Below are 20,413 nucleotides of genomic sequence, written 5' to 3'. Positions count from 1 at the left end.
GTACCGACGCGTGTCCATCCGACCGACGCTGCCACAAGCACATGCACATGACAGGCCGATGACCCGATAGTGCATGCACGAACCTGACTGAAATGTTTGTTGAAATAACACGCGCGCAATCGCGCTCAGAAGGTAAAACGAGCGTGAAGGGCTTCGTTGGATTACATTAAAAACCGCATGAATACGGCGGTTTTCGCTGATGCGCTAGCGATGCCCGCGTTCTTCGCGTGCCCGCGCACGACGGTCGAACAGCAATGCACTGGTCACGATGCCAAGGCCGAGCACCACGCCGATGAACAGCAGAATCAGCGCAATGAGCGGGTAGCCGAACAGGTGCCAGCCGGTGTCGATCTTCATCATCATCGCCGCAGCCATGATCAATGCGGCACTGATGATGCCGGCCGCCACGCGGTTGGCGATCTTCTGCAGGTTCTCCATCAATCGCGATTCTTCCAGCCCGGTCACCTTCATCTGCAGGCGGTTCTCGGCCAGCAGCGCCATGATGTCCGACAGCTTGCGCGGCCCATCGCGCAGCAGCTGCTGCAGCTCCATCGCCTCGCTGGCGATGTTGGCGGCAGACAGCGATTTCTTCAGGCGCGCACGCATCACGTGCTGCAGCTGGCGCTCGACGATGCGGCGGGTTTCCAGCTCGGGTGCCAGCAGCCGGCACACGGTTTCCAGATTGAGCAGCGCCTTGCCCAGCAGGCTCAGTTCCGGCGGCGTGCGCAGGCCGCAGGCGGTGGCGATGCGCACCATGTCCAGCACCACGCGGCCTTCCGAGAAGCTGCCACTGGCCGCATAGCGTGCGATCAGCTGGCCGGTCTCGCGCAGGTAGCGTTCTTCGTCGAACGCCTCCAGCCGCGTGCTGATGCTGATCAGGTCGTCGGCCACTTCTTCGCCGCGGCCATCGACGGCAGCGAACAGGATCTTCAGCAGCCGCTCGCGCAGGCGTGGCGGCATGTGCGCGACCATGCCCAGGTCGAAGATCGCCAGCCGGCCATCGGGCATCACCCGCAGATTGCCCGGGTGTGGATCCGCATGGATCTCGCCGTGCACGAAGATCTGGTCCAGGTAGCCGCGTATCAGCGCCGCCGCCAGCGGGTCCATCGACTGCTCGGTGCGGCGCACATCGGGAATCGCATCCACGCGCACGCCGGTGGCCAGTTCCATGGTCAGCACGCGCTGGCTGCTGTAATCCCACAGCGGCTGTGGAATCCACAGGCGCCGGAATGGCTTCAGGTGCCGGCCGAAACGGGCCAGGTTCTCGGCCTCGGCGTGGTAGTCCAGCTCCTGCATCAGGGTCTTGGCGAACTCGTTGAGCCAGTCGCGCAGGCGCACGCGACGGCCCACCTGGGTCAGGTGGTCGGCGGCCAGCGCGAAGCTGCGCAGTGCCTCCAGGTCCGAGCGCAGCTGCGCGGCGACCTCGGGTTTCTGCACCTTCACCGCCACCTGGCGGCCATCGTGCAGCACCGCGCGATGCACCTGCGCGATCGAGGCACAGCCCAATGGCTCGGGATCGAACGCGGCGAACAGCTTGTTTACCGGCGCGCCCAGCTCCTGTTCGACGATGGCATGGATGCGCTCGACCGGAATCTCGGCCACCTTTTCCTGCATGCGCTCCAGCGCCGTGGCGAACTCCACCGGCACCATGTCCGGGCGGGTGGACAGCATCTGGCCCAGCTTGACGAAGGTCGGCCCCAAGGCCTCCAGGTCGCTGACGAACTGTTCCGGGTTGCCATCGGCGGGAACGTCGGCCTGGTTGCTGGCGGCATCCAGGTTCATGCCCGAGAACACGCCCGAATGGCGGTAGCGCATCAGCAGGCGCAGGATCTGGCTGCGCCGGTTCATGCCTTTGACCAGCGGGGGATTGCCATTGGCGGTGGGCGGATTGCTCAAGCGGAACTCCCATGCGACGAATACAGGTAGTGCCGGCCGCTGGCCGGCAATGTCCGGAACTGCGCGGTTGCCGGCCAGCGGCCGTCACTACCGGATTCCGCAGTGTCGCCGGGGGGCGGTAGGCACGCGGTGAATCCGACCGCTTCCGCAGCTGCCCCGGTATCGGTCAGAATCCGCTCATTCCCTCACTTGGACGCCCCATGGCCGGTGCCAGCCTGTTCGCCCTGCTCGACGATATCGCCTCCCTGCTGGACGACGTCTCGGTCCTGACCAAGGTTGCGGCGAAGAAGACCGCCGGTGTGCTCGGCGACGACCTGGCGCTGAACGCGCAGCAGGTCACCGGAGTCAACGCCAACCGCGAACTGCCGGTGGTGTGGGCGGTGGCCAAGGGCTCGCTGGTCAACAAAGTGATCCTGGTACCGGCGGCGCTGGCGATCAGTGCACTGGAAGCGTGGCTGCACAGCCGTGGCTGGAACGTGCCGCTGATCGTGCCATTGATGATGATCGGCGGTGCCTTCCTCTGCTTCGAGGGCGTGGAGAAGCTGGCGCATCGCTTCCTGCATTCGGCTGACGACGATGCCGAGCATCAGGCCGAGCGGCGCAAGGCGCTGGCCGATACCCAGGTGGACATGGTGGCGTGGGAGAAGGACAAGGTAAAAGGCGCGATCCGTACCGACTTCATCCTCTCGGCCGAGATCATCGTGCTGACCCTGGGCGTGGTCGCCACCGCACCGTTCACCAACCAGATCCTGACGCTGAGCGTGGTTGCGCTGGCCATGACCGTGTTCGTCTACGGACTGGTGGCGGGCATCGTCAAGCTCGATGACGTTGGGCTGTACCTGTCGCGCAAGGGCGGTGCCATCGCCGCCTTCGGTCGCGGCCTGGTGGCGTCGGCACCGTGGCTGATGAAGTTCCTGTCGGTGGCCGGCACCATCGCCATGTTCCTGGTGGGTGGCGGCATCCTGGTGCACAACGTGCCGGCGCTGCACCACGCGGTGCAGGCGCTGGGCGGCGAAGGGCAGTGGGGCTGGCTGATCAGCGCTGCGGCCAACATGGTGGTGGGCATCATCGCCGGCGCCATCGTGCTGGCGGCGGTGACCGGGTTCCAGAAGCTGCGCGGGAAGTAGGCGCCGGCCCATTGCCCGGTAGAGGCCGACCTCGGTCGGCGCATTGTTTCCGCGTGTGCCAACCAAGGTTGGCACCTACCGAAGCGCTGTCCTTGGCGTTGGTAGAGGCCGACTTTGGTCGGCGCTTTGTTCCGGCGTGAGCCAACCAAGGTTGGCACCTACCGAAGCGATGTCCTTGGCGTTGGTAGAGGCCGACCTTGGTCGGCGCATTGTTCCGGCGTGAGCCAACCAAGGTTGGCACCTACCGAAGCGCTGTCCCTTGCGTTGGTAGAGGCCGACCTTGGTCGGCGCTTTGTTTCGGCGTGTGCCAACCAAGGTTGGCACCTACCAAAGCGCTGTCCTTGGCGTTGGTAGAGGCCGACCTTGGTCGGCGCTTTGCCCCGGCGTGTGCCAACCAAGGTTGGCACCTACCGAAGCGGTTTGCGGTGGGCCGGACGATCAACCCGCCTGCACCCGGTTCTTGCCCTGCCGCTTGGCCGCATACAGCGCGTCATCGGCGCGCCGCAGCAGGGTCTCGGTATCGTCGCCGGGCTGCCATTGCGCCAGCCCGGCACTGAAATGCACCGGCACGCGCCGGTCCTGCACGGTCAGCACGCGGTGTGCCAGTGAACGCTGCAGGCGCTGCACGGTGGCCATGCTGTCGGCGCCCTGGGTCTCCGGCAGCACCAGCACGAACTCGTCGCCACCCAGCCGCGCGATGCCATCGGTGGCGCGCAGCAGCAGCTTGCAGACGGCCACCAGGTGCTGCAGCAGTGCATCGCCACCGGCATGGCCATGTGCATCGTTGGTCTGGTGGAAATCATCCAGGTCGATCACCGCCACGCCCAGCGGCGAGTTGTTGCGCGCGGCGCGCGCCAGCTCGCGCTGCAGCAGTTCGTCCAGGCCACGGCGGTTCAGCGCCTGGGTCAGTGGATCGATGCGCGCCAGGTCACCGGCGGCGCGCAGTTCCTGCTCCAGCTCGGCAATGCGTTGCTCTGCACGTTCCACTTCCTGCCGCGCGTTGGCCAGGTGATCGCGGGCCTGCGCGGCCTGCTGCTGCACCTTGCCGGTGTCGCGCATCACGTCCTGTAGCAACTGGTTGAGGTCGGCGATGCTACGCGCCTCGCGCAGCTGCAGTGCGTAGCTGCCGATGCGGTCGTGGTATTCGCCGGTGCTGGTGGCCATGCCATCCATGCGCTCGATGAACTCGCCCATCAACCCGCGCATCGCCGCCTTCGAATCGTCGATGCCCTGGCGCAGCAGGCCCTGCTTGTAGATCACTTCGCGCAGTTCGGCGCGGGTGCGCTCGACCGCCTCAGCTTCCAACGGCCCGTCCAGCAGCTGGCGTACTGCGGCGATCTGGCCCTGCAGCCAGCTGCGGTCATCCAGCAGCTCGCTCACGTTCTCCAGCAGCAGCGCGAACAGCTCAAGCAGCAGCGCCTGCTGCTCCTGCCAGCTCTCGGCACGCACGCCGACCTGGTGGCCGAGTTCGCGCACGCCCTGTTCGATCGGTTCCAGTGCCGTGCCCGGTTGCCACTGGCGCAGGCGCGTGGCCAATGCCTGTGCCTGCTCGCGCAGGTCCGGATCGTGCTGCAGCAGGGCCACCACCGCGCCGCCCAGCAGCAGGCGCAGCTGCTCGGACAGGCGCAGGCTTTCCGGCTGCCCATCCGGCGAATGCTGTTCGATGGTGCGGATGTACTTGTCGATCAGCTGCCGCATCGCGCGCCCATAGCGCGGCCAATCGGCGCTGGCCTGCGCCGACTGCAGGCGGTCGCCCATGTCGCCCAGTTCGCCGGGCAGGGTGGCCATGCCATTGGCGAACGCGGCCAGCAGCGGCTCCGGTGCGTCGGCCCCGGCGAACAGCTGCTGCAGGGCCACGCCACCGCCACCCTGCAGCACCACGCGGTCGCCCAGCCCATCGTCCACCACCGCGCGCACGCGTGCCGGTGGCCCAAGGGCGGTACCGGGGGCAGGGCGGTGGTCGGGCTGGTCCGTCATGGAGCAAATCCTGGGGCTGGCAGGGACTGGTTCCAGCATATCGGCGCGGCCGCCGACGGCTTGAACGGCTAGGATGGGCGACAGGATGCCGCAGTGGAGGTGGTGATGCGCGTGATGTTGCTGGGGGCGACCGGGCTGGTCGGTGGGCTGACCCTGTCCAGGCTGCTGGACGACCCGCGCTGCAGCGCCGTGATCGCGCCGACCCGCCGCCCGTTGGCTGTGGCCTACGCCAAGCTGGAGAATCCAGTGCTGGCCTTCGATGCGTTGCCTGGCGCGCCCGAGTGGGCACGCGTGGACGCGGTCATCTGTGCGCTCGGCAGCACCATCGCCCAGGCCGGCAGCCGTGAGGCCTTCCATCGCATCGATCATGACTACCCGCTGGCGTTCGCCCGGCTGGCGCAGGCGCAAGGTGCGCAGACCTATGTGCTGAATTCCGCAGCCGGTGCCAACCCACAGTCGTCGATCTTCTACAGCCGGGTGAAGGGTGAGCTGGAGCGTGACCTGCGCGCGCTGGGCTTCAACTCGTTGACCCTGGTCCGCCCCGGGCTGATCGGCGGCGAGCGCACCGAGGTGCGACGTGGCGAGCGCCTGGCCCTGACGGTGCTCGGCGCGCTGGGGCCGGTGTTGCCACGGGCGTGGCGGATCAACCCGGCCAGCGAAATCGCCAAGGCACTGGTCGAGGCTGCGCTGGCCCCGCAACCGGGTGAGCATGTGGTGGCATCGAGCGCGCTGGTCGGCTGATGTCGCGTGCGCTGCGCCTGACCCAGCTTCAACAGCTGCTGCGCCGCCATCGACGCCCGGTGTCCGGGCAGGTGCTGGCCGAAGCGCTCGGCATCAGCTTGCGCACGCTGTACCGCGATATCGAGACGCTACGCGAACAGGGGGCTGACCTGCGGGGTGAGGCTGGCGTCGGCTACCAGCTGGCACCGAGCGATACCCTGCCGCCGATGACCCTGCCACCCGCAGAGATCGATGCACTGGTGCTGGGCCTGCGCTGGGTTGCGGCCCGCACCGAACCCGCGTTGGCCGAGGCCGCACGCGATGCCTTGGCCCGCATTGCGCATGTATTGCCTGCAGCACGGCGCGAAGCGCTGCGTGACAGCGGCCTGCGCGTGGGTCCCTCGCGCGCGGCAGCCAAGGTGCCGGCGGCACGCCTGCAGGCCGTGCGTGAGGCTGTGGGGTCACAGCGGCGCCTGAAGTTCGGCTACCAGGATGCACAGTGCCAGCGCAGCGAGCGCATTGTCTGGCCGTTCGCGCTGGGCTACTTCGATGAAGTGCCGATGCTGGCGGCGTGGTGCGAAGGACGCGAGGACTTCCGCCATTTCCGGCTGGACCGCATCCGCCAGGTGCGCGTGCTGGAGGATCGCTACCTCGTGCCGCGCGCCACCCTGCTGCGGCGCTGGCAGAAGGCACAGGGCATCGCACCGGACTGGCTGGACCGTTCGTAGGGTCGAGCTTGCTCGACTGCTTCTGCGCTTCGCTTCCTGCTTCTGGGGGAGGGGGCCTTCGCTCTTCGCTCCTGGTAGAGGTCGAGCTTGCTCGACCGCCTTTGATCTTCGCGAACAGCAGTCGAGCAAGCTCGACATCTACCAGAGCAACGGCAACAGCAGTCGAGCAAGCTCGACATCTACCAGGGCCGGGGCAACAGCGGTCGAGCACGCTCGACGCTACTGACAGAATCTGTCAGCAGGGCCGTACCACCATGATTGCTCCCAACAACGGAGCTTCCCCATGTTCACGCCCAGCACCCTGCTGCAGTACGTGCGCGACGTCGCCACCAGCGCCACCTTCTACAGTGGGATTCTCGGCAAGCCACCGGTCGAGCAGTCGCCCGGTTTCGCCCTGTTCCTGCTCGGCGATGGCGCCGCACTGGGCCTGTGGCAACGCGATGACGTGCAGCCACCGGTATCCGCACAGGCCGGTGCCGCCGAACTGGCGATGGTGGTCGCCAACCCGGAGGCCGTGCAGCAGATGCACGATGCGTGGCGCGCACTCGGCGTGCAGATTCTGCAGGCACCGGTGACGCTGGAGTTCGGCCATACCTTTGTCGGGGCAGACCCGGATGGACACCGTCTGCGTGTCTACAGCCGCGCCGAAGGCATGGTCGCGCGGAACTGATCAAGGGGGGGGGGGCGGCACTTGCTGGCTCCTGGACCTACCCTTGCTTCTGCGCTGCTTCGATGACGATTGAGAATGTCTCGTCGTCTTCCGAATCCCGCTCAATGGCCAGCTGGGCCAGCTCTCCGACCACATCGCGGCCGGGATTGCACCGCCTGAGTTCCTTGATGAACTGCCGTATCTGACGGGGCGTCAGTTCACAACCTGGATAATCAAACAGATTGAGCGCGGCATCTGAAGAACGGTCCAGCAGTTCAGGTGCGAGGATGGAATAGGCTTTGATGTAGCGGGAGAACGGAATATCCGACAGGAAGTTGTCCGTTGCAGTCATGATCGACGCATCATGTGGTGGGTCGCGAAGAAATTCCCTCATGACTGCCAGGACGACTTCTACTGACGGTAGTTTTGTCAGTGGCCTGTAGAAGTGGTTGGCGTATGCACGGTCACCTTCGTGGGTGACCGCAGCATCCGATAGCGTTGCGAGCATCGTAATCCAGACGTCAGCGTCCAGCGGCGTAGCCGGTTCAGCGTCTCCTTGTTGATCAGCATTGGGGATGACCGCCCGGACGATGGGCTCGCCATTGCGCCATGACTGCAGACGGGAGTCGATAACTGCGTACACCTGCTCCTGTTTGTCCCACATGGCGTCCGGCGAAGGTATGGCGTCTTGAGGGAACAACGAGAAGAAGTCCGACAAGTAGGGTGCGGCCATGCAGAAGTAGCGAACGGTGAACTCCAGCAATTCCGGGTCGAATGCAGCGCCGGGGATTTCGTCCTGGAAGGCAGCTTCGATGCATGCCAAGGTATCTGCCGGCGAGGGTGCGGCGGCCACCGTAGAGCCGACCGATGCGTCGAGGAACGCGCGATTTCGAGCGAGCCAGCGCAGGAAGATGATGCTGAGGACCCAGTTCGCGTCCGACGGATCCTCATCCCTCGTCAACCGTAAGAAGAATGGAGAGGCGCGGAAAAAATCATCGCCCGCCTTCAGGAATTCTTCGAGTGTGGGTGGTGTCTCGAACATGGAAATTCGACGTCTGCAGAGAGGCTCAATGCTATCGAGCTACTCTTGGGAATCCATGCAACTATTCTCAAAATGCTCCCTTGCGCTCTCGCCCGACCGTCGGAGAGCCCAGTAGATCCACGTCCATGTGTAGATGGGGCACGACGGAGCAGGCACAAAAAAACGCCGGGCAGTGCCCGGCGTTTCTCCACTTCATGTGCCAACCAAGGTTGGCACCCACCAATCAGTTTCATGTGCCAACCAAGGTCGGCACCCACCGATAAGGTGGCCGATCAGCTGGCCAGCGCCAAATCGTCCATCATCGCGCGCAGGAAGCGGGCGGCTTCGCCACCGGTAGCCGCGCGGTGGTCGAAGGTGACCGACAGCGGGATCACCTTGTGCGCTTCCACGCCGCCCATCACCGGGGTCATCTGGTGGCGGGCACGGCCGGCACCGACGATGGCCACGCACGGCGGCACCACGACCGGGGTCGCGTAGCGGCCGGCGAACATGCCGAAGTTGGACAGCGAGATGGTGTAGCCGCTCAGTTCCGAGGCGGCGATCGAACGCGATTCGACCTGCTCGCGCAGGCGGTTGACGCCTTCACGGATGCCGCGTGCGTCGAGCATGTCGGCGTTGCGCAGCGCCGGCACGAACAGGCCGTCGTCAGTGTCCACGGCGATGCCGATGTCCACCTGCGCGTGCAGGGTGCGGGTCAGCGCTTCACCGTCGAACCAGGCGTTCATCGCCGGCACCTTCTGCGCAGCGACCACGATCGAACGCACCAGGCGCGCGGTGACGTCGTTGCCCGGCAGCCAGGCGTGGATGTCGGCATCGTCGTTCAGCGTGGTCGGCACGACCTTGCTGTGCGCATCGGCCATCACGCGCGCCATGTTGCGGCGAACGCCCTTCAGCGGTTCCGGCTGGCCCTTGGCGACCACGCCCGGCGGCTGGGTACGCATCGGCTTGCCGGCAGCAGACAGCGGGGTGCGGGCTTCGCTCTGCACCGGGGCAGACACCTGCGCCGGGGCCGGCGCGGTGTAGGCGGCAGCAGCGGCCTGCGCCGGAGCGGCACCGATCTTTGCGCTGCCATCCGCAGCTGCCTGCTTGACGTCGGCCATGGTCACCGCGCCATCGGCGCCGGTGGCGCGCACGCGGGACAGGTCCACGCCCAGCTTGCGCGCGGTGGCACGCACGGCCGGCACGGCCTTGACGCCACCGACGGCCAGCGCCTGCTCGGCGTGCACGGCATTGGAGCTCTGCATCGCGCCGACCACGGTACCGGCGTCATCACGTTCGGCGGCGGCGGGCTTGGCGGCTTCGGCGGCCACCGGTGCGGCAGCGGCCGGCAGCGGCGGCGGGGTCGGTGCCGCGGCAGGTGCGGCATGGCCGTGGCTGTGGCCGGTGTCCTGGCCATCGGCGCGCTGCGGCAGGTTCGGGTCCAGCTCGAAGCTGGCCAGCACCGAACCGGTCGGGATGATATCGCCGGCGGCGCCGGACAGCTTCAGCACCTTGCCGGAGAACGGCGACGGCACCTCGACGACGGCCTTGGCGGTCTCCATCGAGACCAGCGGCTCGTCCAGCTTGATCACATCGCCTTCCTTGACGAACCACTCGACGATGGTCGCGTCCGGCAGGCCTTCGCCCAGATCGGGCAGGTTGAAGTTCTTGGTCTGGCTCATTTGCAGTTCTCTTCCAGCAGTTCCAGTTCGCGGGCCGGCAGCCAACCCGTCGCGCCATTGGCGCGCTCGGACCACCACCACCCGCCGTGTTCGTGATGAAGCTTCACCATCTCGCCGCTTTCCACATCCAGCTCGCGGGCGTCGTAGTCGCACAGCGCTTCGGCGCGACCCTCGTCCAGCAGCTGCAACCAGGCGATGGGCGCCCATCCAGCGCGCCCATCGTTGGTGCGTACCCAGGCAAACGCCGGCCATTCCTCGTCACGTACACCTACTTCGACGATCTGGCCGGTGCGGAACCGGAGCGGGTTGGGATACTGGCTGCGGTAAGCCCCCAGAAGGCGGGCCCGCATGTCAGCCGGCCGCCACCGCGCGCTTGGCCGCAGCCACGATCCGCTCAACGCTCGGCAGGTACTTCATTTCCAGGCGGAACAGCGGAATGTGGGTGTCGTAGCCAGTGACGCGCTCGACCGGGGCCAGCAGGTCGTAGATCGATTCCTCGGCCAGGCGCGCAGCGATTTCGGCGCCGAAGCCCGCGGTCTTGGGGGCCTCCTGCACGATCACGCAGCGGCCGGTCTTGGCCACCGATTCGGCGATGGTGGCGAAGTCCAGCGGACGCAGCGTGGCCACGTCGATGACTTCGGCACTGATGCCTTCACCGGCCAGCTTGTCGGCCGCTTCCAGCGCTTCCTTCACCTGCGCGCCCCAGGTCACCAGGGTCACGTCGGTGCCGTCGCGCAGCACGAAGCAGACGTCCAGCGGCAAGGCTTCGCCGTCGTTGACGACCACTTCCTTGTACTGGCGGTAGATGCGCTTGGGCTCCATGTAGATCACCGGATCCGGCTCGCGGATCGCGGCCAGCAGCAGGCCGTAGGCGCGCTGCGGCGACGACGGCAGCACCACGCGCAGGCCCGGCACGTTGGTGAAGATCGCCTCGTTGGCTTCGCTGTGGTGTTCCGGTGCGCGGATACCACCACCCCACGGCACGCGCAGCACCATCGGGCAGTGCAGGCGGCCACGCGTGCGGTAACGCAGGCGTGCGGCGTGGCAGACGATATGGTCGACCATCGGGTACATGAAGCCGTCGAACTGGGCTTCGGCCACCGGCTTCATGCCCTGTGCGGCCAGGCCGATGGTCAGGCCGGCGATGGTGGTCTCGTCCAGCGGGGTGTCGAGGATGCGGTCCGAGCCGAAGCGCTGCTGCAGACCGGCGGTGGCGCGGAACACGCCGCCGTTGACGCCCACGTCTTCGCCCAGCACCAGCACCGACGGGTCATGTTCCAGCTCCCAGGCCAGCGCCTGGGTGATGGCTTCGATGAGGGTGATCGGGGTGGTGGTCATGCTCTCTTCTCCGCGCGCGACGGCGGCGCTGTCGGCGGCGTTGGTGTGCGCGCCGGGCGCGCCGTTCTTGATCTCATCCATGGCGCTTCTCCAGGGCGATCGCCTGGGCACGCTGAGCCAGCAGGTCCGGCGGCGGATCGGCGTAGAGGAAATCGAACATCGCCTCGACCGGCTGCACCGGCGTGTTGAGGTACAGGTTCACTTCCTCGTCCACGCGCGTGCCGCACTGGGCGACCCAAGCAGTTTCTTCTTCCTCGCTCCACACACCGGCGTTGATCAGGTACTTGCGCAGGCGCAGCATCGGCTCGCGCTGCCAGGCATCCTTCACTTCGGCGTCGTCGCGGTAGCGGCGCGCGTCATCGGCGGTGGTGTGGTCGGACAGGCGGTAGGTCATCAGTTCCAGCACGGTGCCACCATCGCCGGCCAGCGCACGTTCGCGCGCCCGCTCCATGGCCGCCAGCACTGCGATCAGATCGTTGCCGTCCACCTGCAGGCAGTGCAGGCCGCCGGCCAGGCCCTTCTGCGCCAGCGTTTCGGCACCGGTCTGGGCCGAACGCGGAACCGAGATGGCCCAGCCGTTGTTGACGATGCACAGGATCAGCGGCAGCTTGTAGGCGCCCGCCGAATTCAGGGCCGCATAGAAGTCGGTCTTGGAGCTGCCACCGTCACCGCACACCGCCACGGCGATCTGCGCTTCCTTGTTGAGCTTGAACTTCAGCGCCGCCCCTGCGGCATGCAGGCACTGGGTGGAGATCGGCACGCAGAACGGGAAGTCCTTGGCCGCGTTGCCGCCGTAATCGTTGCCGCGTTCGTCGCCGCCCCAGTACATCAGCACGTCGTGCGGGCGCACGCCACGCATGAACATCGCGCCATACTCGCGGTATGAAGGCGCGAACACGTCGTCCTTCTGCATCGCCGCGCCGATACCCACGTGCGCGGCTTCGTGGCCCAGGCAGGCGGCATAGGTGCCGAGCTTGCCGGTGCGCTGCAGCGCGATGGATTTGCTGTCGAACGTACGTACGAACAGCATCTGCTTGAACAGCGGTACCAGGACCTTGGGGTCGCGAAGCGACGCAGGCAGGTCATCGCGGACGAGTTTGCCGTCCGTATCCAGGTACTGCAGGTATTCGATCTTGAATTCAGCGGCAACCGTCATTGCGTACTGCACCTTCGACAGAGAAGTTACAAATGATATGAATCGCCATGTTAAGGAACGCGTACGGAATAGCCTTCCTGCGCCGCAACACGGCGATTCCCCGTTTTACCCCTGCCGGCGGGTGGGGGGCCAATAACAACAACGTATTCAGTCGTTGCTGCAAAGCATCAGAATACGCCTCTGGCTGACCGCCAGTACAACGGCCTGGACGGTTCCACGCGCAGGCCTGGGATCGGCCGATGCTCCACGGCCAACCGCACGCTCCGGTATGGACCCGGCGGCTGCCAGCGCGGCGGCAACGCGCTACCCTTGCCGCCCCCGATCTGGTCCCGCCCATGTCCGTCGACAACAACCAACGCGATCTCGAAGCCGGCATCCACACCGACCTGCAGGGACGCCTGACCTATGGCGGCTACCTGCGGCTGGACCAGCTGCTCAGCGCGCAGCAGCCGCTGTCCAACCCGCCGCACCACGACGAGATGCTCTTCATCATCCAGCACCAGACCTCGGAGCTGTGGCTGAAGCTGCTGGGCCATGAGCTGCGTGCCGCAATCGGCTTCCTGCAGCGCGATGAAGTCTGGCAGTGCCGCAAGGTGCTGGCGCGCAGCAAGCAGGTGCTGCGCCAGCTGACCGAGCAGTGGTCGGTGCTGGAAACGCTGACCCCGTCCGAGTACATGGGCTTCCGCGACGTGCTGGGCCCGTCGTCGGGCTTCCAGTCGCTGCAGTACCGCTACATCGAGTTCCTGCTGGGCAACAAGAACGCGCAGATGCTGCAGGTGTTCGAGCACGACCCGGCCGGCCAGGCGCAGCTGCGCACCGTGCTGGAGGCGCCCAGCCTGTACGAGGAATTCCTGAAATACCTGGCCCGCTTCGGCCACGCCGTCCCGGCGGTGTACGAGGCCCACGACTGGACCCAGCCGCATGTGGCCGATGACGCACTGCAGCCGGTCTTCGAACGCATCTACCAGGACACCGATCGCTACTGGCGCGAGTATTCGCTGTGCGAGGACCTGGTGGACCTGGAGACCGCGTTCCAGCTGTGGCGATTCCGACACATGCGCACCGTGATGCGGGTGATCGGCTTCAAGCGCGGCACGGGCGGCTCGTCCGGCGTGGGCTTCCTGGCCAAGGCGCTGGAACTGACCTTCTTCCCCGAACTGTTCCAGGTGCGGACCAGCCTGCAGGCCGGGCCCCCGGCAGAACAGGGTTGATCCGTATTCAGCTTGGATCCCGGCCGGCGGCTGGATCGTTTCAGATGCAAGTTCAGGGAGCAGGCTGGCACCTGCCTCAAACGGCGTGTATTTGACGTGAACGCCAGAAGTCGGTGATCCTCGCGCGTTGCTCCAACTGCACATCGGACGTGCTCGTCATCCACCGAACCAGGAAATCCGCATGAGCGTAAACGCCACTGCGAACACCCCAGAGCCGGCGCTGCCGGACTTCAAGACCACGCTGGGCCACCCGCGCCCGTTGTGGATGCTGTTCATGACCGAGTTCTGGGAGCGCTTTGCGTTCTATGGCATCCGCTGGGCCTTGGTGCTGTACATCGTCGCCCAGTTCTACAACGGCAGCGCTGCCGGTGAAGGCGACGCCAGCCGCATCTACGGCGCCTACCTGGCCCTGGTGTATGCCGCAGCGATCTTCGGTGGCTACGTGGCCGACCGGGTACTGGGTTACCAGCGATCGATCCTGACCGGCGCGATCATCATGGCCGCCGGCCTGTTCATGATCTCTCTGCCGCAGGAGCACATCTTCAAGCTCGGCCTGGCCACGATCATCGTCGGCAACGGCCTGTTCAAGCCCAACATCTCGACCATGGTCGGCAAGCTGTACGGCCTGAAGGATGAGCGCCGCGACTCGGGCTTCACCATCTTCTACATGGGCATCAACATCGGCGCGATGATCGCCCCGGTGCTGACCGAGTACCTGGCCCGCAAGGTCTTCGGTACCGACGCGATGCCCTCCTACAAGGTCGTGTTCATCGCCTCGGGCGTGGGCATGCTGATCTCGCTGGTGTGGTTCTACATCGGTCGTGCCGGCCTGAAGGGCATCGGTGCACCGCCGGCCGGCGCTGAAGGCTTCGGCCGCATCATCATGGTGCTGGCCGGTGCCGTGGTCGCCATCCCGGTCGCGTACTTCCTGCTGGCCACCGGCGCCACCGCGCTGGCCTGGATCCTGGGTGCGATGTTCACCGCGCTGGCCGTCCTGCTGCTGGTCGAGGGCATCCGCGAAGGCAAGGTGCAGCGCGACCGCGTGATCGCCATGCTGATCATCTTCGCCTTCAACGTGATGTTCTGGATGTTCTTCGAACAGGCCGGCAGCTCGTTCACCTTCCTGGCCGAGAACATCGTCAACCGCCAGTTCGGTGACTGGACCTTCCCGACCGCGTGGTTCCAGTCGGTCAACTCGGTGGCGATCATCACCCTGGCCCCGGTGATTGCCTGGATCTGGGTGGCCATGGGCCGCGCCAATCCGTCCATCCCGCGCAAGTTCGGCCTGGGCCTGCTGTTCAACGGCGCCGCCTTCGCGCTGCTGATGTTCGCCCTGTCGCAGATGGTCGTGGACGGCAAGATCCCGTTCTGGACCCTGTTCATGGTCTACGTCATCCAGTCGGTGGGTGAGCTGTGCCTGTCGCCGATCGGCCTGTCGATGGTGACCAAGCTGGCCCCGGTGCGCCTGGTCGGCTTCGGCATGGGCGGCTGGTTCCTGTCCACCGGCATCGGCAACAACCTGTCGGGCATCTTCGCTGGCGTGGTCAGTGGTGAAGGCGGCATGACGGTCGAGTCGGCCCTGAAGGGGTATACCTTCGGGTTCTGGGCCCTGATCGGCTCCGGCGTGGTGCTGTTCCTGATCGCCCCGCTGATCAACAAGCTGATGCACGGCGTCAAATGATGATGAGAGGGTAGAAGGCATGCGTAGCAAGCTCGGTACTGCGGTAGTGGTGGTCTGTGCGGCGCTGATCGGCGCCTGTTCCCAACCGCAACCGCCTGCCACCGCCGAGCCCACGCAGCCCCTGGATACCCGACCCACCGAGCCACCGGTCGCTGACCCCAGCGAACCGGTGGCCTCGGGCAACACCCCGGTGGCGGCAGACATCGCCGCCATCGCCGGCCTCGGCGCTCAGTTCGACCCGGCCCGCAACCCCGCCGATGATCTGGCCACCGCCAAGGTGGAAGCCCAGCGGGGCAAGAAGCGCATCCTGCTGGAGGTCGGCAACGCCGCCTGTGAGCGCTGCCGGGCGCTGGACGAGGTGGTGGAAGGCAACGGCGACCTGCGCCGCTTCCGCGATGCCCACTACGTGTGGGTGAAGGTCAACGCCAGCGACGAACAGCCCAACACCGCTTTCTTCGCCCAGTTCCCGATGATGGAACGCGACTACCCGTACCTGCTGGTACTCGATGTCGATGGCGGACTGCTGGTGTCGCAGGCGACCGGCGAGCTGCGCAAGGGCGAAGCCTTCCAGCCCGCGCGGGTGACCGCGTTCCTCAAGCAGTGGGCACCTGACAAACCGGAATAGGGTAGTGCCGGCCGCTGACCGGCAGCTTCGGTGGATGCCGACCGCTGACCGCCACCCCCGGCGGGTGCCGACCGTTGGTCGGCACTGAGGCACATCCACGCGTGACGTGGGTCGATTGCGCGCGCCGTCACACTCTCTGAATCGGCGTCTCAACTTCACCGCACGTACGCCGTTACCGGCAAGGACCTCAGTCGACATCCCGTCGATGCAACCTTCCGGAACGCCCATGCACAGCGACCACGCCGAACGACTGCCCGAACCTGCCAGTGACCTGGCCGAGGCTGGGGCAGGCGAGGGCGTGACCCTGCCGCCGCAGGAGGCGTTGCTGGATGACGCCGGTACCGGCGAGGACACCGTTGAACTGGCACCGCCGCGTCACCGCCTGCCGCAGATCGCGCTGCCCGACAACGTGGTGCTGAAGGGGGCGGTGCAGAAACTGGTCGAGCAGAAATCACGGCTCGATGCATTGGCCGCCGACGGCCAGCTGGCCGGGCTGCTGCCGCCGGAATGGCAGGGCCATGGCGTGCGGGCCATCGAACTGTCCACGTTCATCCAGGGCGTACTGCCGTTCCTGCAGCCGGGCGAACGCGGCGAAACCGCGCCCGCACGCCTGCCGGTGCGCCATGTGCTGGGGGACGACAGCCGCTGGGGCCTGGAGGATGTCGCCGAACCGAAGTCGCTGGCCTGGTACCTGGCCAGCGACGAACGCGCCACCGCTGGCAGCAAGGACGTGGCCGAGGCCTATCTGGTGGGTGCGCTGGGACTGGCGTGGATGCAGGAAGGGCGCAGCCGCCCCGGCTTCCTGCGCGCGATGGGGCAGGACAGCCTGGCCGCGCGGGTGACCATGCTCGGCTACCCGCCGGCCAACGAACTGGCGCTGTACAGCGTCACCGCGCATGGGCAGCAACAGATCTGGTGCGTGCATGGCCGCCGTCGCATGCGCCCGCTGGTGGCGCCGTGGCTGAGCGTGCCGGTGCTGACCGCGTATGGCGTGCCGGCGCCGGTCGCGTGGCCGTCCAGTTTCCCGCCGGTGGAGGCCGTGGCCGAGCTGCTGGCGACCGCACGGCAGGGGCGCGCGCTGCCGGAAGTGGACCTGGCCAAGGCGGTGGCGAAGATCGCCGAGGACGCTGCCTCTGAAGCCTGGCAACCGGTCAGCCTGCTGCAGCTCAATACCTGGTCACCGCGTTGGCATTTCTTCCTGGGCACCTTCGTCGGCCTGCCGTCGCTGCTGCTCGTGGCGGCGGCGCTGGCGCTGCCAGGGGCGGTCGAAGCAGCCACGGTTGCGGCTTCCCTCGGCTTCGCCGGTGGTGCCATCGCGGCGCTCGCGGTGCCGTGGATCCATGCACGGCGCAAGCATCTGAGCTGAAGCATGAGCGCCATCCGCGCGTGGCGTAGATCTACGGGAGGCCGGGCGCCGCGGTCTGCAGCTGCTGCCGCGCCCGCTCCATGGCAGTCTGCAATCTTTGCTTGAGGACCTCACGGGAGGGCAGCGTGGTCAGGTACTCCGCAACATGGATGCCTGAGCGGTCCAGCTCCAGCAATTCAATCTGGCCCGCCTTCTTCCCTGTGCAGAGGATGATGCCCAACGGCGCCTGCTCGCCGTCCTCACGTTCGTACCGGTCCAGCCAGCGCAGATAGAGTTCCATCTGTCCCTTGTAGGCCGGCTTGAACTCGCCGATCTTCAACTCGATGGCAATTAGTCTGCACAGGCGCCGGTTGTAGAACAGCAGGTCCAGGTGGAAGTCATCGCCGTCGATCTGGATGCGCTTCTGGCGGGCGACGAAACTGAAGCCCGTGCCAAGTTCAAGCAGGAAGCCCTGCATCTCGCGAAGGATCGCGGTTTCAAGGTCCTGCTCGTCCCAGCTGTCCTTGAGGCCAAGAAAGTCCAGTACGTAGGGATCACGCAGTACCAGCCCCGGAGACAGCTGCTGGTTGCCGCGCAGTGCCGCCAACTCTTCGGCGATGGTCTGCTCTGGCTGACTGGAGAGTGCCGTGCGCTCATACAGCATCGAATCGACGCGCTGGCGCAGCGTACGTACACTCCAGCCCTCGGTGGCGGCCATCTGTGCATAGAAGTCACGCTTGAGCGGATCCGCCAGGGGGATCAGTGCGATGAAGTGGGTCCAGCTCAATTGTCGTATCAGCGATACGACAATCTGCTCGTCCGCAAATGCGGTGGAGAACTGCACCATCCGGCGCAGGCTCTTTTCACCGAAGGATGTGCCGAACTCGGCAGACAGCGCCTTGGCGATCCGGGTGAAGAGAACCTCGCCGTAACGCGCACGCTGCCCCGCCATCTGGTCAACATGGATGCGACGACCGATTCGCCAGTACAGCAGCGTCAACTCGGCGTTGATGGACCTGTGCATCCTGCTGCGCGCTGCGCAGATCAGCTCTCTGAGATCGGCCAGCAATTCCTGGCCATGCGGCGACGTTGAACGCGAGTCATCCATGAGGGAGCCCGTTCGATGTGGATGGCCGGGCTGATACCCGTTGAACGTTTACCGTCCGGCCGCACACGTGAGCAGTCCAATAGGAGAATTCACTGGATCAGCCCGTTTCGATACACCAGCCTGGCGGAAACGGGCCGTATCGGGCCAATGCGGAAATGCTGCTGGGCGAGGGCGACACTTCAGGACGGGATCTGCGGAAGGTGAATGCGTCCGATGGCATCGTTCGCGGTCGGTCCGCAGTCCGCCAAGAAGCGGGTCCCGTCAGATCAAAGGGGGCGGACGACAATCGCCCAGCCACTGTTCCGCTACCGGCCGGGGTCGGCACCCGCGACTTGGGGCCCAAAACGACTTAATCCCCTCCGTCCCCTTTTTCTTTCAGACGCCTTCGCCCATCCGTTCCAGGCCTTCGCCGGCCAGGCGCAGGATCAGCTTCTCCAGCACCTGCTCTTCCTCTTCGCTCAGCACCGACATCAGTTTGCGGGTGATCTCGATCACCATCGGCGCGATGGTCTCGTAGACCTCGAAGCCGGCTGCCGACAGCGCCAGCACCGAGCGGCGGCGGTCGTCGCCGTGGGTCTCGCGCTTGATGAAGCCACGCTCCAGCAGGCGGGCCACGGCGCGGCTGACCGCCACCTTGTCCATTGCCGTGCGGTCGGAGACCTCGCTGGCCGAGGAGCCCGGGTACAGCGCCAGGATGGTGATCACCCGCCACTCGGGGATCGCCAGACCGTAACGATCGCCGTATAGCTTGGCGATGTTGCCGCTGACCCGGTTGGACAGCACGCTCAGCCGGTACGGCAGGAACTGTTCCAGGTCGAGCAGGACGTGCGAGGAACGCAGGCGGGTCGAAACGGGATCGGCGGGGCTCATGTTGCGGTGCACCTTGCTGGTGGTTTCAAGTGTAACTATAAGGGGTAGGTCCAGACCCTGCATTCTCGCCGGGTCCCTACCTGCCCGCACCTGGTTTGTACCGATGCGGTACCGATTCGGAGCCACGCCATGAATACCGCAGTCCCGACCGCCTCGCACCCCAACCCCGGCATGCAGGTCACCACCTTCGAGAACCCGATGGGCATCGACGGCTTCGAGTTCGTCGAATTCGCCGCCCCGGCCGGCCGTGGCCAGGAGCTGCACGAGTACTTCCGGAAGATGGGCTTCAGCGCGGTGCTCAAGCACAAGCAGCGTCCGATTACCGTCTATCGCCAGGGCGACGTCAACTTCCTGGTCAATGAAGACCCGGATTCGTTCGCCTCGGACTTCGCCGAAAAGCACGGCCCGTGCGCCTGCGGCTTCGCCATCCGCTTCAAGAAGCCGGGCCAGGAGGTCTACCAGACCGCGCTGGGCAACGGCGCCGAAGCCATCGCCTTCAAGCCGGACAGCAAGGCGGTCAGCGCGCCGGTCATCAAGGGCATCGGCGACTGCATGCTGTACCTGGTCGATCGCTACGGCAGCGCCGGCAGCATCTATGACGGCGACTACGAGCCGATCGCCGGTGCCGACCTGCACCCGGTGGGCTTCGGCCTGACCTTCATCGACCACCTGACCCACAACCTGTACTTCGGCAACATGCAGCAGTGGTCGGACTACTACGAGCGCCTGTTCAACTTCCGCGAGATCCGCTACTTCGACATCAAGGGCCTGAAGACCGGCCTGGTGTCCAAGGCGATGACCGCGCCGGATGGCATCGTGCGCATCCCGCTGAACGAATCGTCCGACCCGAAGAGCCAGATCAACGAGTACCTGGACGCGTACAAGGGCGAGGGCATCCAGCACATCGCCTGCTTCACCGAGAACATCTACGAGACCGTCGAAGCGATGCGCGCGCAGGGCGTGGACTTCCTCGATACGCCGGAGACCTACTTCGACGTGATCGACCAGCGCGTGCCGAACCACGGTGAAGACGTGCCGCGCCTGGCGAAGAACAAGATCCTGATCGATGCCGATCCGGAAACCCACCAGCGCAAGCTGCTGCAGATCTTCACCCAGAACTGCATCGGCCCGATCTTCTTCGAGATCATCCAGCGCAAGGGCAACGAAGGTTTCGGCGAAGGCAACTTCACCGCACTGTTCGAGAGCATCGAGCGCGACCAGATCCGCCGCGGCGTGCTGTAAGGTCAGCAGGCAATGTCGGCGTCCCGCCGGCAGTGCC

The 20,413-nt window shown here is 65.9% G+C and carries 17 protein-coding genes and 1 pseudogene; 9 read left to right on the top strand and 9 right to left on the bottom strand.

What is annotated here, in order from left to right; translation table 11 throughout:
* Window positions 1-204: 204 nt before the first annotated feature.
* Window positions 205-1,851, bottom strand: a pseudogene (locus ACZLHH_RS22060) (ABC1 kinase family protein); the annotation flags it as partial.
* 245 nt (window positions 1,852-2,096) lie between these two features.
* Between ACZLHH_RS22060 and ACZLHH_RS22055 the strand changes: the two are divergent.
* Complete coding sequence (locus tag ACZLHH_RS22055) at window positions 2,097-3,023, top strand: DUF808 domain-containing protein (RefSeq protein WP_180845053.1); 927 nt, start codon at window positions 2,097-2,099, stop codon at window positions 3,021-3,023.
* A 438-nt stretch (window positions 3,024-3,461) separates the two neighbouring features.
* Here ACZLHH_RS22055 and ACZLHH_RS22050 read toward each other — a convergent pair whose 3' ends face one another.
* Entirely contained in the window at window positions 3,462-5,000 is a 1,539-nt protein-coding gene (locus ACZLHH_RS22050) for a GGDEF domain-containing protein (protein ID WP_014038768.1), read from the bottom strand.
* Between the two features lie 105 nt (window positions 5,001-5,105).
* Between ACZLHH_RS22050 and ACZLHH_RS22045 the strand changes: the two genes are divergently transcribed.
* The 3 genes from ACZLHH_RS22045 to ACZLHH_RS22035 all read left to right on the top strand — a co-directional run bounded on the left by ACZLHH_RS22045 (window position 5,106) and on the right by ACZLHH_RS22035 (window position 7,118).
* On the top strand, window positions 5,106-5,741 hold the full coding sequence (locus ACZLHH_RS22045) for a Rossmann-fold NAD(P)-binding domain-containing protein (RefSeq protein WP_180845052.1): 636 nt from the start codon (window positions 5,106-5,108) through the stop codon (window positions 5,739-5,741).
* Entirely contained in the window at window positions 5,741-6,448 is a 708-nt protein-coding gene (locus ACZLHH_RS22040; RefSeq protein ID WP_180845051.1) for a helix-turn-helix transcriptional regulator, read from the top strand. The genes ACZLHH_RS22045 and ACZLHH_RS22040 overlap by 1 nt, the downstream gene beginning before the upstream one ends.
* Before the next feature lie 283 nt (window positions 6,449-6,731).
* The gene (locus ACZLHH_RS22035) at window positions 6,732-7,118 is read left to right on the top strand and encodes a VOC family protein (protein ID WP_180845050.1); all 387 of its coding nucleotides are present in this window, start codon (window positions 6,732-6,734) and stop codon (window positions 7,116-7,118) included.
* A gap of 37 nt (window positions 7,119-7,155) precedes the next feature.
* On the opposite strand, the gene ACZLHH_RS22030 is transcribed toward ACZLHH_RS22035, so the two are convergent.
* The 5 genes from ACZLHH_RS22030 to pdhA all read right to left on the bottom strand — a co-directional run bounded on the left by ACZLHH_RS22030 (window position 7,156) and on the right by pdhA (window position 12,294).
* Window positions 7,156-8,139, bottom strand: a complete 984-nt coding sequence (locus ACZLHH_RS22030; protein ID WP_258014120.1) for a hypothetical protein — start codon at window positions 8,137-8,139, stop codon at window positions 7,156-7,158.
* 272 nt (window positions 8,140-8,411) lie between these two features.
* Entirely contained in the window at window positions 8,412-9,800 is a 1,389-nt protein-coding gene (locus ACZLHH_RS22025) for a dihydrolipoamide acetyltransferase family protein (protein WP_049401687.1), read from the bottom strand.
* Complete coding sequence (locus ACZLHH_RS22020; protein ID WP_012512332.1) at window positions 9,797-10,150, bottom strand: SH3 domain-containing protein; 354 nt, start codon at window positions 10,148-10,150, stop codon at window positions 9,797-9,799. The genes ACZLHH_RS22025 and ACZLHH_RS22020 overlap by 4 nt, the downstream gene beginning before the upstream one ends.
* Window position 10,151: 1 nt before the next feature.
* Entirely contained in the window at window positions 10,152-11,219 is a 1,068-nt protein-coding gene (locus ACZLHH_RS22015) for an alpha-ketoacid dehydrogenase subunit beta (protein ID WP_005414714.1), read from the bottom strand.
* Window positions 11,212-12,294: a pyruvate dehydrogenase (acetyl-transferring) E1 component subunit alpha gene (pdhA, locus tag ACZLHH_RS22010; protein WP_107432651.1), complete on the bottom strand. Its 1,083-nt coding sequence runs from the start codon at window positions 12,292-12,294 to the stop codon at window positions 11,212-11,214. Before pdhA ends, ACZLHH_RS22015 begins: the two co-directional genes overlap by 8 nt.
* Before the next feature lie 335 nt (window positions 12,295-12,629).
* Here pdhA and ACZLHH_RS22005 point away from each other — a divergent pair, with 335 nt between their 5' ends.
* The 4 genes from ACZLHH_RS22005 (at window position 12,630) to ACZLHH_RS21990 (ending at window position 17,177) form a co-directional block, all read left to right on the top strand.
* On the top strand, window positions 12,630-13,505 hold the full coding sequence (locus ACZLHH_RS22005; protein WP_071227676.1) for a tryptophan 2,3-dioxygenase: 876 nt from the start codon (window positions 12,630-12,632) through the stop codon (window positions 13,503-13,505).
* Window positions 13,506-13,686: 181 nt separating this feature from the next.
* Complete coding sequence (locus ACZLHH_RS22000) at window positions 13,687-15,186, top strand: peptide MFS transporter (protein WP_005411345.1); 1,500 nt, start codon at window positions 13,687-13,689, stop codon at window positions 15,184-15,186.
* Window positions 15,187-15,205: 19 nt separating this feature from the next.
* Complete coding sequence (locus ACZLHH_RS21995) at window positions 15,206-15,811, top strand: thioredoxin family protein (protein WP_478478743.1); 606 nt, start codon at window positions 15,206-15,208, stop codon at window positions 15,809-15,811.
* Between the two features lie 226 nt (window positions 15,812-16,037).
* Window positions 16,038-17,177 carry a hypothetical protein gene (locus ACZLHH_RS21990; RefSeq protein ID WP_107432652.1) on the top strand — a complete coding sequence of 380 codons (1,140 nt, stop codon included), beginning with the start codon at window positions 16,038-16,040 and terminating at the stop codon, window positions 17,175-17,177.
* A 31-nt stretch (window positions 17,178-17,208) separates the two neighbouring features.
* Here the strand turns inward: ACZLHH_RS21990 and ACZLHH_RS21985 are convergent, their stop codons facing one another.
* Together ACZLHH_RS21985 and ACZLHH_RS21980 are read right to left on the bottom strand one after the other, a co-directional pair.
* Window positions 17,209-18,264: a PDDEXK nuclease domain-containing protein gene (locus ACZLHH_RS21985; protein ID WP_180845049.1), complete on the bottom strand. Its 1,056-nt coding sequence runs from the start codon at window positions 18,262-18,264 to the stop codon at window positions 17,209-17,211.
* A 375-nt stretch (window positions 18,265-18,639) separates the two neighbouring features.
* Window positions 18,640-19,197, bottom strand: coding sequence for a MarR family winged helix-turn-helix transcriptional regulator (locus ACZLHH_RS21980; protein WP_005411341.1), 558 nt, complete (start codon window positions 19,195-19,197; stop codon window positions 18,640-18,642).
* Between the two features lie 66 nt (window positions 19,198-19,263).
* Here ACZLHH_RS21980 and hppD point away from each other — a divergent pair, with 66 nt between their 5' ends.
* Window positions 19,264-20,376 carry a 4-hydroxyphenylpyruvate dioxygenase gene (gene hppD / locus ACZLHH_RS21975; protein WP_177179486.1) on the top strand — a complete coding sequence of 371 codons (1,113 nt, stop codon included), beginning with the start codon at window positions 19,264-19,266 and terminating at the stop codon, window positions 20,374-20,376.
* Window positions 20,377-20,413 lie beyond the last annotated feature (37 nt).

This window comes from Stenotrophomonas sp. 28608_Sma (assembly GCF_056486185.1).
Note: the sequence above shows the minus strand (reverse complement) of the source record. Positions and strands in the feature narration are given on the sequence as shown.